Source organism: Parabacteroides sp. CH2-D42-20 (assembly GCF_003670185.1).
Classification (GTDB): domain Bacteria; phylum Bacteroidota; class Bacteroidia; order Bacteroidales; family Tannerellaceae; genus Parabacteroides; species Parabacteroides distasonis.
Map to the genome: position 1 here is coordinate 104,726 of NZ_RAYG01000008.1, position 15,889 is coordinate 120,614.

A 15,889-nucleotide genomic window follows, 5' to 3' on the forward strand; every position below is an offset into this window, starting at 1 on the left:
AATTTTTTAATATCAATGTTTAATCAAGCAAGCTCCCGTTGAATAGCCACCGCCGAATACCGTGATAGCGATCAAGTCGTCTTTCTTGAAATTCTTATCGTTCTGGGCATATACCAAGGCCGAGCTTACGGAACCCGTATTTCCCAGCTCCTCGATATTGTGCAAAAATTTCTCGTCCGGCAAGTTCAATTGCTTGGCGATATTCGCCATGATACGCATATTCGCCTGATGGCCGATGAAATAAGTAAGGTTATCCAGCGTATAACCGTTCTTCTCCAACAAATGAAGGACATTCTTAGGCATATAGGTACAAGCTTGGATAAATACGTCACGCCCCTCCGGCATCAAGATACCGCCGTCACGAGGACGCAAGTGAACCGCCTCCATCGCTTTCGACAAATGGCCGAGACCTTGCGTGTAGACCTCTACGATCTCAGCGTCGCCCTCACCGATCCGCTCCTTGGAGATAAAGAAAGCGGCGGCGGCATCACCCCATAAATGGCCCGCCTTCGGGTCTGTCTCATTATAATAAGCGGAGTTCTTATCAGCGGAAAGCACCAAAGCCTTGGAAGCCTTCCCCATGGCGAAATATCCCTCCACAACCTCCAAGGCGTTCAAGAAAGAAGAACAAGCCGAGGATAGATATAAAGCTTTCGCGTCAGCGATAGTATACTCATGTTGAACCGTATGCGCGGCCGTCGCAACCGTATCATAAGGAGAATACGAAGCGGAGACGATCAAGTCTACCTCCGTGATATCGTAAGGCAATTTGGGAAGAGCGTCCTTCACAGCCTCAAGGCTCATGGTATTGATATTCTCCCCCTCTTTCGCTTTCGAGCGGGTATGAATTCCCGTCCGTTGCTCAATCCACTCACTTGTCAACCCGCTCAATTCAAGAAAATGTTGGTTATCTACCCGTTCTTCAGGCACATAAAACCCTGTCGCATTAATAAACATTCCTTAGTGTCTTTGATTTACTTAATCTTTATTCCGTTGAATATTAAATTCATCACATTGTCTCTACGTTTAATCCGCTGGCTGATATTATCACCCATGATCCCCCGGATATAGGGCACCTCCAGCCCTTTCAAGGCATGATGGAGCACGAGGGCGGTAATGTCCGTGTCCGGCATGCTGAATATACCCTCCTTCACGCCATCGTCCAATATTCCCTTTATGATCTCCACTTCCCGAAGGTCGAAGCTCTTGCGTACCTTCTCCACCCGCCATATATCACGGAAGAAGGTAGCCCGCAACGTACCGTTCCGAAACACCAACGCCTTTACAGCGTCCAAGCGGCTATAGATAAACGTCAGCAGCTTCTCGTCCGCCGGCAGATCCTTGCTGGCCACGTCCACCAGCATCTTATGAAGCTGGTCCAGCTCCGACTCCACTACCGCCAAATAGATCTCGTTCTTGCTTTTAAAGTACGTATAAAGCGTACGTCTCCCCTTACGAGATGCCTGTGCAATATCGTTCATCGTCGTGTTATCAACCCCCATGCGGGCAAACAATTGTCTGGCCACATCCACCAACATGTCACGTGTTTTAGAAACTGTCATCGGCATTGTATTGCACATTTTGATTAAAACTGTGCGCAAAGTACTTAAAAAAGATCGTATCTACCAAGTATATTAAAAAAAACTTGCAATAAATTTGTTTTGTAAGAAAATATCCCTACCTTTGCACTCGCAATCAAGAAATGATAGCAACTATATCGCGGAGTGGAGCAGTGGTAGCTCGTTGGGCTCATAACCCAAAGGTCGTAAGTTCGAGTCTTGCCTCCGCAACTAAGAAAAGCCTTCCGGTCTGTGACCAGAAGGCTTTTCTTTTTTCGTAACCCAATGGTTTACGGGGTGGGAATCATTGAGTTTTTCCCGTAATCCATTGACTTACGTACCGCAAACCATTCGCTTACGCCCAACAAGTCATAGGCTTACGTCCGGGGTCTCTTATTGGTTTCCCGGACGTAGGGCCTACATCTCCTATCTCAAGGCAGGCAAGATATATTTCCATATCAAGTCGATCTCGGCCTGCATATCGCCGATATTCGCCGTCATGGCGATTACCGCATCTTGCTCGGGCAATATAATAATGTATTGTCCATTGGCTCCATCGGCACGAACGGCGTTATGGCGGCAACGCCACATCTGGTAACCGTAGCCTTGTAACCAGTCGCTATCTTTCGGCTTCATCTTCAAGTTCTCCGGTCTCATACCGGCGGGCAAAGAGGCTATTTTGGAGGTAGTAGCTTCCTCTATCCAGCTTTCGGGGAGCAATTGCTTATCGTTCCATTTTCCCTTTTGCAGGAAAAACTGACCCATTTTCGCTAGATCCTCGGTCTTGAGATACAAACCCCAACCGCCGCAATTGATGCCTTGGGGACTCTCTTCCCAAGTAGCGCCGACGATACCCAGCGGACGGAACAGACGGGGATAGAGATAATTGATCACCTTCTCCCCCGTCACCTTCTGGATGATAGCGGAAAGCATATACGTGCCGAGGCTGTTGTATACGAAATAGGTTCCCGGTTTATGTACCAACGGCGCCGAGAGGAAGAGCTTTGCCCAATCGGCCTTCTCGTTCCCCTTCTGCCGTACTAAAGCGGTGGGATCGACATCATGACCGGAGGACATGGTCAATAGGTGACGTATCTCCAGCTCTTTCAAGTAAGGGCTTACCTCGGCCGGTAATTGGTCGGGGAAGAAGGAGATCACCTTGTCCGTGACCTTCAATTTACCCTCCGCGACGGCAAAACCGATAGCCGTAGCCGTAAAGGTCTTGCTAACGGAGTTCAAGACATGCGGCGTATGGCGGTCGCCCTCACCCAGCCATTGCTCCTTTACGACCTTTCCATGCTGGAGGATCATGATACTATGCAAGTCTTGATCCGCCTTTTTCACCGCCCGCAGATAATTGCCGAACGCCTTATCCAAGGTTTTCGAGGCTTCCGCACGAGGAAGCTCCTTGGTCAGATCGTTATAACTGATCAAGTCTATGTTCTTATCCTTCAAGGCTTGCTTCACCTTCGGACTGGTAAAAAGATCGGTCACGCCTTGACGGTCCATCGCCACGTTCTCGTAGCCGATATGCCCGACGGTTTTCATCTCCTCGTTATCCAAGGCCGGGTGATCCAAGAACATATAGCGTTTACCGGGTTCCAACTTATCCAACATCCGGATGAAACTGGCCTCCTTCTCGGCCGGGGTCTTGGAGGCTCCATCATACCCGGAATAGGTGAAATCGTATTCCTGCATCGCCTCTACCCGATCCACGACCGGCAGATGATATTCCTCGGACAAGCGGCGCATCAGCTTCACCACCTCCGGATCGAAACCGGTCGATCCCATATGGCCGGAGATATGGCTGATCTGGGGAATGTTCTTCAAGGCCATCTCTATCTGGGCCCGAGCCTCCTGCTCGATCTCGGCCAAGCTCCATGTATTCTCCAGAATGGCCAGACCCGGGTAGGCGGAATTCGGAGACATCATCGGCAAGAAATAGCCATTGCTATCGGTCAAGCTGGGACAATGCGTCAGCGGACGCCATTTCACGTTATCCCATTCGCTGGTAAACGTCAGGTGAAGCCCGACATCTATCCCCGGGTTCTCCCTCAACAGCCGGGCGGCCTCGGGGAACCACGAGGTGACAACCATAACCTCTATACAGGTCTCCACCCCATTCTTATACCCTTCCATACACGCTATATTGGCGGAACGGAACGACCCCATGTCATCCGCACGGATGATCAGGCGGGGATTCGTGGCAGGCTGGCTGAATGCCGGCCACGTAGCGGCGAACAACAGGCAGCCGCAAAGGATTCTTTTTACATTTGAAGTCTTCATGATATTGATAAATAAGTAACATCTTTTCTATACTTGGGGATGGACCACACAAAAGGTGCCGGAAGATTTGCTCACCAACTTATCGTCGCAATAAATCTCGCACTCACAAAAATGTATATTCCGTCCCGCCTTGATCACGGTACCCTTGGCGATCAGCTCATTGCCCCAAGCGGCCCGTAAGAAAGACATTTTCAACTCTGCCGTCAGCACGTCTTTCTCCAGCGGGGTCATCGTATAGGCGGCGAAACCGGCGATCGTATCCGCCAAAGCAGCCAAGACACCCCCATGCGTCACGCCGCTATATTGTCTCTGCTCGTCATGCAAGGGCATATGCGCCTCCACACGACCTTCCTCGATAACCGTGAAGTCGATCCCCAGAAAATTCACATAAGGATTCGTCTTCGCACGGTTAATCAACTTTTCTTTTATTCTCTCATCCATATCTTTTCTATTAACGAACCGTTATCTTACAATCATCCAGATTATCGATAATGGCGAGGCTCTCCACACGTATGCCCTTTTCACGCAGCAGATTCCCGCCATCTTGAAACGCCTTCTCTATAATAAAACCCATACCCTCAATCACGGCTCCCGATTGCTCCGCCAACTCGACCATTCCCATGGCGGCGTTTCCGTAAGCCAAGAAATCATCGATAAACAGGATATGATCCTCCGGAGTCAGGAAATTATTGCTGATACATACCGTATAGTCACGATCCTTCGTGAAGGAATGGACCACGGTAGAGAGCATGTTCTCCATCGTCTTCGGTTTCTTCTTCTTTACGAAGACCACCGGCAGTTGCATGATATAACCCACCATAATGGCCGGGGCGATACCGCTCGCCTCGATGGTCACGATCTTGTTAATCTTACGATCTTGAAAGCGACGGATAAATTCCTCGGCGATCTTATACATCAACATCGGGTCCATTTGATGGTTGATAAAACTATCCACTTTAAGGATACCACCGGGATAACAGCGGCCGTCTTGCAAGATGCGTTGCTTCAATAATTCCATAATTTGTTATTCTGTTTGATCTTCTTTTACACGTATAAATAAATTCGCCAGAATGGCCGTCAAGCCACCCGTCGTTATGCCGGAGGAGAAAATGCCACGGATCACTTGAGGAGCGGCCCCTAGAATATCCGGCATCAGCTCCACCCCCAACCCCAAGGACAAACTAACCGCCAACACCAACGTGGCCTTCCGGTTGATATCTTGGGCGGCGATAATACGGATACCTGCCGCCGCCACCGTACCGAACATCAGCAGGGTAGCCCCTCCCAGCACCGGATCGGGCATCAAGGAGAAGATAACGCCGACAACCGGGAATAAACCCAACAAGATCAGCATACCCGCTATATAATACCCCACGTACCGGCTGGCGACTCCCGTCAGCTGGATAATCCCGTTATTCTGGGCGAAGATAGAGTTCGGGAAAGAGTTGAAAATTCCGGAGATAAACGAGTTCACCCCATCCGCCAGCACCCCGCCGGAGACTCGCCTCAGGTAGCCTTCTCCCTCGATCGATTTCCCCGATATCATCGAGTTGGCCGTAATATCCCCCGTAGCCTCGATCGCCGTGATCAGATAGATCAAGGCGATCGCCACAAATGAAGATATATTAAAATCCAATCCATATTTGAAGGGAACCGGGATATTAAACCCTCTCAGGTTTTGCGAGGAGACAACCTCCATATCCACCATCCCCATGGCGAAAGCGATCGCGTAACCGATACACAACCCTAGCACGATGGAACTCATCCGCAAGTACTTGTTCTTACAACGATTGAAGAACAAGACACTCAACAAGACGCACACAGCTACCCCGATATTACGCAAACTACCGAACGTACCGTTATCCATAGCCGTATACCCCCCACCGCAAGCGACCACTCCAACCTTGATCAAGCTCAAGCCGATGAGCAACACCACGATACCCGATACCAAGGGAGTAATCACCGAGCGCAGATACTTAAAAGTACGGCTCACGATCATCTCTACCGGAGAGGCGGCGATACAAACGCCGAAAATAAGGGGAAGCCCTCCCGCCAAACCAGCCGTGATAATCGGGCCGATAAACGAGAAGCTGGTCCCTTGGATACATAGCAGCCCCGCCCCGACCGGTCCTAATTTACGACATTGAACGAATGTGGATACCCCGGAGGCAAACAGAGCCATGGAAACCAAGAAACCGGTCGTCTCCAGATCCAGTTTCAGCGCCCCGGCGATAATCAAGGGAGGTGTTATGATCGCCACGAAAATAGCCAGTAGATGCTGGATGGCGGCAAAAAGCGTCTCTTTCAAAGGCGGACGGTCATCGATCCCGTAAATCAAATCCGTATTCATCCTGTCTCTTATAGTTTCAAGTCTAATAAGGTCTCCCCTTTTGCGTTCAACACTCGTACACTCATCTCGTCTCCTTTCTTCCGCAATACCATCACCGTAGCCGAATCGAGCTTATACCCCCCGCCTACGATCACCGGGAAGTTGTTTCCCAACGAGCCTTTCGGGTGGAAGGCGTATTGATGCGTATGGGCGGATATATTCACGTTGAAAGGGGCTTTCGCCAACAGGCTTCCCCAAAGCTCCGGACAAGGCTCATAGGCATCCCCGTTTCCGTAGATAGGGATATGGTTCAATAAAACCCGCTTCGAGGCTTGCTTAAACTCCTTGCCGTTCAATTCTTTCGAGAGGAAATTCACTTGATCTTTCCGGAGACCGGTGAAATCGTTCAGGCCATAATACACCCATGTGCTATCCGGTTTATCCTCGCCGCAATCCAGCATGACGAAACGGGTATCTCCCCAGCTGAACGCCCCATATGTCTTATCGCCCACATAGTCAAACAAGGCACGCAGGCCGATCGAGTAAGCGTTGCGTATCTCGTGGTTGCCTCTTAGGAAGAAAGCGGGTACATGACTGGCGCCCACCTTCCCGCATAAATAAGCCAAATGATACAAAGCTTCTTTCTCATTGGCGGGATCGTCTATACAATCCCCGTTAAATACCACGAAATCATAAGGGATATCACGCACTTGCCCGTATAAGGCGTCTAGGGTCGGGATATGCTTATGCAGGTCGTTAAAGATCAAGGCCGTGAAATCCTTTTGGGATGCGGAAGGGAGCGTGAAGGTGTAGAACGGGGATACCGCCGTCTCGCCAAACTCTTTCTTATAGGCTTGGTAAAGCATGATTTCCTGCGAGCATACCCGGTAGTAATAGGTTTGCCCCGGTCGTAGGTCCGTCAGCCGAATCTTATTATGCAAGCCGTTGCATATCACTTGACCGTCCACGATGGTGCGGGCCTTCTTCAAATTCAGCGTGTCCGTACCGTATTCTACCCAACTATACGTAGGGACACGGGTCTGCCACATCACCGTTATGCCGCCCTCCGTAGGATTTTGCAGATAGGGCGCCGCATAAAAGATCTCTTCCGGCCTGGCCTTCAAGCGAACCTCCGTTACGACCGGGCGATGATCCGATGCCACCGCCTCTTCGGGAACCCATGCGGACAAACGGGTAAAGGGCTGTCCATTCTTTACATAGCCCGCTATATAGTCCAAACAGCTATCCGGCGTGGAAGCCGGGAAGGTAGCCTGTTTAGGATTGCTCAACAGTAGAAAATCCTTGCTGATTTCCGTGATAAAGGGGGAATGCGCCGTAGCGTTCCAATCCCCGGCGATAAACAGGGGTTTATGCGCGGAAGCGGCTTCCCGCCGAAGGATCGGCAAGGAGAGCATCCGGTCTTCCGGCGTCAAGGAAAGGTGCGTGCAGCAGAAGATATATCTCTCAAACTCGACCCATAGCAAGACCCGTTCCTCCTCCCGTCCGGGAAGGGCGATATAGCGGTAGCTCACCGGCTTCTCCTTGCTCAGCATACCTACTCCGTATTTACCGCCATCAAAGTCGATGGCCGGGGCGTAGGTAGGGAACATCAGGGTGCGTTCTCCCAACGTCCGGAGCACGTCGATCCCGCCGCTTCTTCCGGTCACGCTATCTACCTCCTGTACGGCGACTACATCGGGGGCTACCTTACGTATAGCCTCCGCTATACGCCCGAGGTCCGTCACCTCATCCATGCCCCTTCCGTTGCGGATATTATAGCTCATGATACGCAACGTATTCCGCTCGGCATCGCCGCTTTGCTGTGCCAATGCCTTATTTATGGGCAAGCATCCGATCATAACGATCGCCCAAATAAACCATTTCCTCATAGGATTCGATCTAATGTTTATATTCATTTTATATCTATACCTTAACCGAATATCTCTTTCAATGACTGCTCGAACTCAGCGATATCCTCGCCGGAAGTATCCCAAGAGGTAACGAGACGGGCCTCGTTGATCTCCTCGTTCCACATATAGAAGAAATATTTATCTTGCAACTTCCTCAACGCCTCGGCAGGGATCGTGAAGAAGAGCTGGTTGGACTCGATCTTCTGCGTAAAATGAATCTCCGGGTATTGTCGTAGCACGTCCGCTAGCTTGGCGGCGCTGATATTCGCTTTCATGGCGTTCTCCAACCAGAGGTTATTTTCCAGATAAGGGATGAACTGGGCGGAGAGATAACGTAGCTTCGAGGCTAGCTGGGCGGATTGCTTCCGGTAAAATCGCAGGTTCTCCGTGATCTCCGGGCGGAACGAGACCACGGCCTCTCCCATCATCATACCGTTTTTCGTGCCTCCGAAGCTCAAGATATCCACGCCTGCGTCTACAGTCACTTGGCGCATCGTGCAATTCAGATAAGCGCAGGCGTTCGCCAAGCGTGCTCCGTCCATATGCAGATACATATCGTACGAATGTAAGAGATCGGCGATCGCTTTCACTTCCTCTATCGTATAGATCGTACCTAATTCCGATACTTGGGAGATATAAACGGCCTTGGGTTGCGAATGGTGGCAAACCCCGAAGTTCTTCAGATGGGGACGGATCAATTCCGGTGTCAGCTTACCGTCCGTCGTAGGAATCGTGACGATGGCGCAACCGGTCATCCGTGCGGGAGCACCACATTCGTCTACGTTGATATGGGCGGTCTCGGCGCACAGGATGCTATTAAACGGACGGGTTACGGCTTGCAGGGCCACGGAGTTCGCCCCCGTCCCGTTAAACACGAAAAAAGGAGAAGCATCCTTGCCGAACACTTCTTGTATCTTACTTGTAGCGGCCTCTGTCCAAGGATCATCACCATATCCAACCGCATGATTATCATTTGCCTTGATGATCGCATCCATTACCCGGGGATGCACGCCGGAATTGTTGTCACTAGCGAAACTTCTCATCTTTAAATCTGATTTTTCGCCAAAAGTACGGATTTAAGATGAGAATGAGGATATCCAAGTAACTATTTATCGCTATCCATTATGTTATTCTTATTTGTATGCGTATATGAATATATCAGATAAACGACACAAGGAATAACCACTATACTACAAAAGAATAAATAAGGTCCCATAACTATTTCCTCCTTTTTTTACTGTTTTCAGCCCTTTCTCCTTCCTTAAAATAGCGGGTACCCGCCCAAAAAGTAATTATAGCAACAATTGCCGCATTTATATAAATAATCCAACTCTGCTGTTGATAATTACTGATGAATGTGCTAATGATTCCGCCAGTCACTACATACTTAGCGATATCCATCAACCATTTTCCGATTTCTTTTTTCATAGTAAGATATTTTGTTTGTCAAGGCAAAGATAAATAGAATAATCCATACCGCACGTTATTTTACCTGAAATTGTTCCGTCGCGTAGAGGGCCTCGCCGGTTTGGGTCAGGCCTTCGATGGTGATGGTGAAATCACCGGTCAGGTCGGAGGTGGTAAAGGGGATGGATATAGAGGACTCGCCGGCTGTCCGGATATCGGGTCGCCAAAGTAAGGTATGGCGGAAATCCGGAACGGGGGATCGCTTCTCGGCCTCTGTCCGGTAAGCGGGCATATAGAAGATGCGCTGGGCTTGCGTGCCCTCATAATCAAAGAACTGGGTGGAGTTATCGACTACCAGACCCGGGTAATTATGCTCGTAAGAGGAGAAGGAGGCTATACCGTCGAATATCTGCCCTCCGAATACGTACTTACCTTTATACACATCGATCTTCCGGATTTTTAGGGGATCGTACTTAAAAATGATCTCGTGATCGGTGATAGGGATACCATCCAATAAAACCAATGAGTTACCGATCGTATACCCGATCCGCTCCTCGGTCAGGACCGCCAACCGGCGAACCCCATCCATCTTACGGAAGCGGAGGCCGGGGATAAACTCGATCACGACCTCCTCCATCGTCGTGAAACGGGTGTACTCATCTAAAAGATAACTCCAATCCGGTTGCCACTGGAACCAAGGCTTCTCCGCTTTTTCCCGAACCAAGGAATCAGACCGGTAAGCATGCAACACCTGTAGCCCCACGCTCCGCTTCACCAACTCATCTTGCCAAGCGGGATTCAATCTCAAGGCGGGAAGCTCCTTCTCCGGATGCGTAGCGTAAGGAGATTCGATGTCCACCCGGTAGCGAGAGGAGGAAGGGGATAAAGCCACCGTCACGATCTCGTGCGTCCCAGATATATGTTTCGTAAAGAAAGTCACCTCCCCGGCAGCGCCCAGTTGCCCCCCGAAAAGGCGGATCTCCCCCCCGGAAAAGCCCAATAAAGGCCTCACCGCCTCTTTAGACGAAGGTTCGCCCGTAGACAGATCGATCACTTTCCCCGTCAGGATCGGCCCCTCGTATTCCGCCAAGAATTTACGATCGGCAGGCGATGATCCCGTAGTAGGCATGCTTTGTTTCCAATCAACGATACCGCTCCGGGCGGAAGGTTTATACAAGTCAATCCCGGCGATAGAGACCGATAGGGTCTGTAGATCCGGGGGCAGGCCGTTTATCCGGATCTCCCCCCTGAACGGGTATCATAGGTCATACGGTCCGGCGATACGGAGACCGTGCCCCCTTGTCTCGTAAAAGAGTAAGTGGGCAATAAAGTATCCGTCAGCAGGGCCTCGTTCGTCACGAAGGTGTTCACCACCGTCAGCGGCTTCTCAAAGAAGACCTCCTCCCCCTCGTTCCGCATATAACGGGTATAGGCAACCAGCCGGTAGTTTCCGGTCGGCAAGGTAGAAGGCAATTGCAGGCAGCCATTCCCTACCCCCTTCTCCAGCACGAGTCGGGCTTGCACGACCGCCGAGGCGCTATCCAGAAGCTCCACATATCCCACCTTGCTCACGTCGGACAACCGTTGGTCCAAATCCGTGGCAATGAATTTCATCCATACAAGCTCGCCCGACAGATAAAATTGCTTATCCGTTTGCAGATAAACCCGCTCTCGCAATTCCCCTGCGAGAACCGTTTGCCCCGCCCATAAGAGGCAGAGGAGCGACAAGATACATTGTTTTATCATAGACTTCTTCATAGCAACTAAATTATAAATGACTGGTAGGCCACCAAGAGGGCTTCTGTTTCGAACCAAAACGGCCGCAATCCATACAACGTTTCAGCGCATACGTATTACTCGCCGCATTCATCGGATTATAGGAAACATATCCGTAATCCGGATTATTATCATATTCCGATCCCTGTACGATCGTGCTTGCGCAGCCCGTAACCTCGGCCTCATATACCTTCTCTATCTCCGGAAAGAAACGCTTGAGGCGAGTCACTGTCGCTACTTCCACGAAACCGATCACCGGAACCTCCGGGTCCGTCACGCAGCGGATATTCCCTTTCATCTCGGAAGGAATAGGGGCAAACAAGCTACCAGACTCCTCTATGTTCTTCTGCAAATTAAAATAGTAGTCGTAAGCCTCCCGGTGCAACGCATATTGTTCCACCTCCGCATGATACAACATCGAGAAACGGCGATCGCTGGGATGATACGAGGCGATACTTTTGTTAGCGATCACGTTCTGCGTCAGCCTATCGGAACTGCCTAGGGAGATCACCTTCGAGCTGTCCTTCCCCCAGCAATAATACCAATTATTCGATGTAAGTAAATCATATATTACGACCGTATTACCCATTTTCTCGGCAGCCATGAAGATCTCCGCCTTCACCTCCCAATTCTCCTTATACATCCAGCGGAAATAAGAGGATCGATCCGGGGCATTATGCGTAGACACACAGAGACGGACCTCCTCTCCCGGCCCCTTCTTCAGCAAGGAGAGAGAGTCGATCGGAGGCGTTATCTCCGGTCCCAGATAGTCCGACTCATACTCCAGCCCATCCAGCGAGATATGTAGCCGGTACCGGCTACCCGGGTCCAGCTCTCCCATATCCACCTTATACTCTCCCTTCCCGGAAGAATTAGCGCAAGTGAAAACAGCTCCATCCTCACGCTCCACCACCACCTTGGCGTTATTCACGAACTCATCCTCCGTGAAATCGTCGGTCAGGCCCACGCTTCTCCGGAGCTTTATCGTAGTCTCGCCATTCGTGATGATACCATCCACGACCAACAAATCCCGTACCTGCTCCAAACCCTTCGGCTCGTAATCCGTGACACAGGCGGACAATAACAACAGCAAAGCCCCCAGCCACCAATGAAAGCCTTTTATAGAATCTTTTATCTTCGCTTCTTTCCTCATCTCAACTCCCCCCTAAAATTTAATATTATAAGAGACAAACGGGATAGGCACCCCGAATATCGCCATCTTATATCCCTTTAATTTCCCGTTCTCCGATATATAATACACCGAGTAGGCGTTCTTTCGCCCCGTCAGGTTATAGACTCCGAAAGAGATCGTGCTATGCGTGAGCAACGTCAGGTGGTGGCTCGGCTCGATGTTGAACGAGGCGTCCATCCGGAAAAAGTCCGGGATACGGTATTGATTACGGTCCGAATAGTAGACAAACTCCCCGCCCCCGTAATGATATTTGGAGACCGGCAAGGTGATCGGCCGTCCCGTGCTATAGTCGCAATTCAGCGAGAAGCTGAAACGATGCGTGAACTTATAGTTGCCCACGAACTTCAGGTCGTGCGGCTTATCGAAGTCGGCGGCGTACCAATCCCCCTTGTTCACGGGAGTGACGATCATCGGGTCGTTCTGCCGCAGTTGCGTGCGAGAGTAGGTATAGCTTACCCAGCCGTTCAACTTCCCTTGCGTTTTCTTCACCATCAGCTCCACGCCATAGGCACGCCCCTCGGTCCTCAGCACGTCCGTCTCGATGTGGTGGTTCATCAGCAGCTCGGCGCCGTTCCGGTAATCTAGGTAATCCTTCATCGTCTTGTAATATCCCTCCAAGGAGACCTCGATCGTATTGCTCAAGAAATTCCGGTATAGCCCGGCGGCCACTTGCATACCCGTCTGCGGCTTGATGTTAGCGTCGCTCAACTTCCACGTATCCGTGGGCGACATGATGGTCGTGTTGGATAGCTTATGGATATTCTGCCGCATCGTATTAAAGCCGGCCTTCACGGAGAAGTCCTCGGTAAAGGCGTAGCGGGCGGATATGCGGAACTCGGGCCCGTGGTAGGTCTTGAACGCCCCGGTCTTATCCACCGTGCCCGTCACGGTAGCCAAGGAAGGCAGCTGGTCGTCGGCATAGAGATTATAGGTACGGGGCCCCAATACGTTAAATATGGAATAACGGACTCCCACGTTCAAGGAGAGTTGGGAGGTGATATCCCAACGATCGCCCACATAGATAGCGGACTCCACCGCTTTCTCCTTCTCCATCCGGTCCTCCTTCACCAACGACTCCTCGCCATAGGGAAGGTATTTCCCCGGCTCCAAGCCGTAGAACAACGAGCTGGCGCCGAAATCCAGCGTATGCTTATCGCTCAGGTAATGCGTGAAGTCCATCTTCCCGTACATCTGGTCGATACGGAAAGCGAGGGAATAAGCGTTCACCGGGTTATCCGTATTACGGGTATTGTAGCCATAATGGTCGTAGCCGGCGGTGAGGACCCCCGTGAAACGATCCGAGAAGATATGCCTCCATTTCACCGAGGCGTTGGCGTTCTCGTAGGCATACCGCTCATCCGCGTTAAAGCGGAAACGGTCGTGGCTGTAGTAGCCATTCAGATAGAGGTTGTTCCGCTCGTCGAATTTATGGTTGATCGTGGCGTTCAGGTCGTAGAACCCGGCGTTGCCATCCTTATAGCCGCTCTTCTCGGGGAGTTTCTTCAAGATCCAGTCCGAGTAAGTGGTACGTCCGCCCACTATAAAGGAGGTCTTCTCGGAGAAGAGAGGCCCCTCCAAGGTAAGGCGGCTGGTCAGCAAGCCGATGCTCGCCGATCCCTTGAACTCCTTCTTGTTACCCTCCCGGCTGTTGATGTCGAGCACGGAGGAGATACGTCCGCCATACTTGGCGGGGATGCTGCTCTTGTACAGCTCCATGTCCTTCACCACGTCGGGGTTGAAGACGGAGAAGAAGCCGAACAGGTGGGTCGGGTTATAGACCGTGCCGTCGTTGAAGAGGATCAAGTTCTGGTCCGTCGCCCCGCCCCTCACGTTAAAGCCGCTAGAGGCCTCGCCCACCGCCTTCACGCCGGGAAGCGACATGACTACCTTCATGATATCCACCTCCCCGAACGCCATCGGGATATTCTTTATATCCTTCACCTTCAGGCGTTCCACTCCCATCGTCGTATTCCGCACGTTGGCGATCTTCTCGGAGGAGATCGTGACCTCCTTCAAGGTGTAGACCTGTTCCTCCAGCTCTATATCCAGCTTGCCGTCGGAATAAAGCATGATCTGCCGCCGGGTGTCCTTCATGCCCATGCCTTGGATGTACAGCTCGTGTCGTCCGGGAGGGAGGCGCAGCGTATAATAGCCGTAAGCGTCGGTAGTGGCCCCGATCATCGGGTCCTTCACGAATACGGCCACGCCCACCATCGGCTCGCCGGTCTTGAAATCGCTGATATTGCCGGTCACCGTGACCCGGTCCGCCGCCTTGCCCGAGGCGTCACCGATCTCGTAGACCTTGTTCTCGGAGGTAGCCTTCTGCTGCTTCCGGCCCGCCATCAGGGAGATACCGGAGCCTTCCTCGTCGCCATCGCCCTCTCTCCGCTTCTCCCGCAGGAAGAAGTTCTCGGGCAGGGAGGTCATCAAGGTGTTATCTCTCAATACAAAGAAGGCGCCGCCATACGAGGATACTTGGAAGGGAGTCCCCTCCAACGCACGCCGCAACGCCACCAAGGGCTCTTCCTTCTCACTGTGTACGCTAACGACCATGGAGTCCGTCTCCAAGGGTTGCCGATAGACAGGCTGGCCGGTCTGCCGCTCGATAGCGTCGAACACGACATTCAAGGTTACTTGCCGGAAATCCAGATCGACCGTCCGCTGCGCCCTCACCGTCCAGCCGGACAGCAGGCACATCATCATAACGATATATAGGCTCTTTTTCATGGGATCTCGTTTAACTGTTCATACTGTCTCACCACGGCTACGATGGCTTCCTCGGGAGCGTGCTTGAAATCCAGCTTTCGCCGCTTGATATACCGGGCCAGCTCTTTTTTCTTGGACTTGAGGACCTTCAACACGGAGCCTTTGCTCCTCACGGTATAGTAAACACCCTCCTTCCGGATATAATATTTTACGGACTGATCGAAGGATTCATCGACCTGCATATCTTTTATCGTCTTAGATAATATACAAGACCATTTCCCCAGCACGGTACACTTCCCTTCATGCAACCGTAGGTAATAGCCTTCCGGCAGGTTACCCGACCGCTCGTCCGGATACCTGTAGAAGATATCGTACCCATGAAACTCAGCGTAGTCTACCCGATCGCTCGGCAAGACGATATTATAGCGATTGTCCGGAGAGAGCAGTAATAACTCATTCTTGTACAGGTCTAAGCGCATTTTCACGCCCTTGTAGAGAATGCCTTCGAAGCTAAGATCCCCGGGTACGTATTTCTCGCTCTTCAAATAGGGGTGATTTCTTATCGAGGTGGGATATTTTAATTGCTCCTTCCCATGGTAGATCACGGATTGGCCGGCGGCGGAAGAGACATAGTCATCCACCGCATCTTGTGCCCTAGCCGTAACGATAGCCAACGCGCATACGCATAAAAACCCCAGAAGCTTTCTCATAAGATCCAGATTTA

Annotated in this window: 14 protein-coding genes and 1 tRNA gene; 1 reads left to right on the forward strand and 14 read right to left on the reverse strand. The window is 51.3% G+C overall.

Features of this window, described 5'->3' with window-relative positions; translation table 11 throughout:
• Positions 1-12 precede the first annotated feature (12 nt).
• Both D7V92_RS06690 and D7V92_RS06695 read right to left on the reverse strand, forming a co-directional pair.
• Positions 13-957: a 3-oxoacyl-ACP synthase III family protein gene (locus D7V92_RS06690; protein WP_005868085.1), complete on the reverse strand. Its 945-nt coding sequence runs from the start codon at positions 955-957 to the stop codon at positions 13-15.
• Positions 958-974: 17 nt separating this feature from the next.
• Positions 975-1,568, reverse strand: a complete 594-nt coding sequence (locus tag D7V92_RS06695; protein WP_005855975.1) for a TetR/AcrR family transcriptional regulator — start codon at positions 1,566-1,568, stop codon at positions 975-977.
• A gap of 150 nt (positions 1,569-1,718) precedes the next feature.
• Here D7V92_RS06695 and D7V92_RS06700 point away from each other — a divergent pair.
• Positions 1,719-1,790: transfer RNA gene (locus D7V92_RS06700), tRNA-Met, on the forward strand.
• A gap of 195 nt (positions 1,791-1,985) precedes the next feature.
• Here the strand turns inward: D7V92_RS06700 and D7V92_RS06705 are convergent.
• The 12 genes from D7V92_RS06705 to D7V92_RS06755 form a co-directional block, all read right to left on the reverse strand.
• A complete protein-coding gene (locus tag D7V92_RS06705; protein ID WP_121772546.1) occupies positions 1,986-3,845 on the reverse strand; it encodes a ChbG/HpnK family deacetylase in 1,860 nt (619 codons plus the stop codon).
• A 27-nt stretch (positions 3,846-3,872) separates the two neighbouring features.
• Positions 3,873-4,286 (reverse strand): PaaI family thioesterase, encoded by a 414-nt coding sequence (locus D7V92_RS06710; protein ID WP_005855973.1) that lies wholly within the window; start codon positions 4,284-4,286, stop codon positions 3,873-3,875.
• A gap of 10 nt (positions 4,287-4,296) precedes the next feature.
• Entirely contained in the window at positions 4,297-4,863 is a 567-nt protein-coding gene (gene xpt / locus D7V92_RS06715) for a xanthine phosphoribosyltransferase (protein WP_005855972.1), read from the reverse strand.
• 6 nt (positions 4,864-4,869) lie between these two features.
• The gene (locus D7V92_RS06720) at positions 4,870-6,195 is read right to left on the reverse strand and encodes a nucleobase:cation symporter-2 family protein (protein WP_121772547.1); all 1,326 of its coding nucleotides are present in this window, start codon (positions 6,193-6,195) and stop codon (positions 4,870-4,872) included.
• Between the two features lie 8 nt (positions 6,196-6,203).
• The gene (locus tag D7V92_RS06725) at positions 6,204-8,090 is read right to left on the reverse strand and encodes an endonuclease/exonuclease/phosphatase family protein (protein WP_121772548.1); all 1,887 of its coding nucleotides are present in this window, start codon (positions 8,088-8,090) and stop codon (positions 6,204-6,206) included.
• Between the two features lie 14 nt (positions 8,091-8,104).
• Complete coding sequence (locus D7V92_RS06730) at positions 8,105-9,127, reverse strand: low specificity L-threonine aldolase (RefSeq protein WP_005868076.1); 1,023 nt, start codon at positions 9,125-9,127, stop codon at positions 8,105-8,107.
• Positions 9,128-9,302: 175 nt separating this feature from the next.
• A complete protein-coding gene (locus D7V92_RS06735; protein ID WP_005855965.1) occupies positions 9,303-9,512 on the reverse strand; it encodes a DUF6722 family protein in 210 nt (69 codons plus the stop codon).
• Positions 9,513-9,567: 55 nt separating this feature from the next.
• On the reverse strand, positions 9,568-10,668 hold the full coding sequence (locus tag D7V92_RS06740; RefSeq protein ID WP_233572807.1) for a hypothetical protein: 1,101 nt from the start codon (positions 10,666-10,668) through the stop codon (positions 9,568-9,570).
• A 53-nt stretch (positions 10,669-10,721) separates the two neighbouring features.
• The gene (locus D7V92_RS22435) at positions 10,722-11,249 is read right to left on the reverse strand and encodes an MG2 domain-containing protein (protein ID WP_233572808.1); all 528 of its coding nucleotides are present in this window, start codon (positions 11,247-11,249) and stop codon (positions 10,722-10,724) included.
• Between the two features lie 10 nt (positions 11,250-11,259).
• The gene (locus D7V92_RS06745; RefSeq protein WP_008780321.1) at positions 11,260-12,420 is read right to left on the reverse strand and encodes a DUF4249 domain-containing protein; all 1,161 of its coding nucleotides are present in this window, start codon (positions 12,418-12,420) and stop codon (positions 11,260-11,262) included.
• 12 nt (positions 12,421-12,432) lie between these two features.
• Positions 12,433-15,186, reverse strand: a complete 2,754-nt coding sequence (locus tag D7V92_RS06750; RefSeq protein WP_121772549.1) for a TonB-dependent receptor — start codon at positions 15,184-15,186, stop codon at positions 12,433-12,435.
• A complete protein-coding gene (locus D7V92_RS06755) occupies positions 15,183-15,875 on the reverse strand; it encodes a hypothetical protein (protein WP_005855955.1) in 693 nt (230 codons plus the stop codon). The genes D7V92_RS06750 and D7V92_RS06755 overlap by 4 nt, the downstream gene beginning before the upstream one ends.
• Positions 15,876-15,889 lie beyond the last annotated feature (14 nt).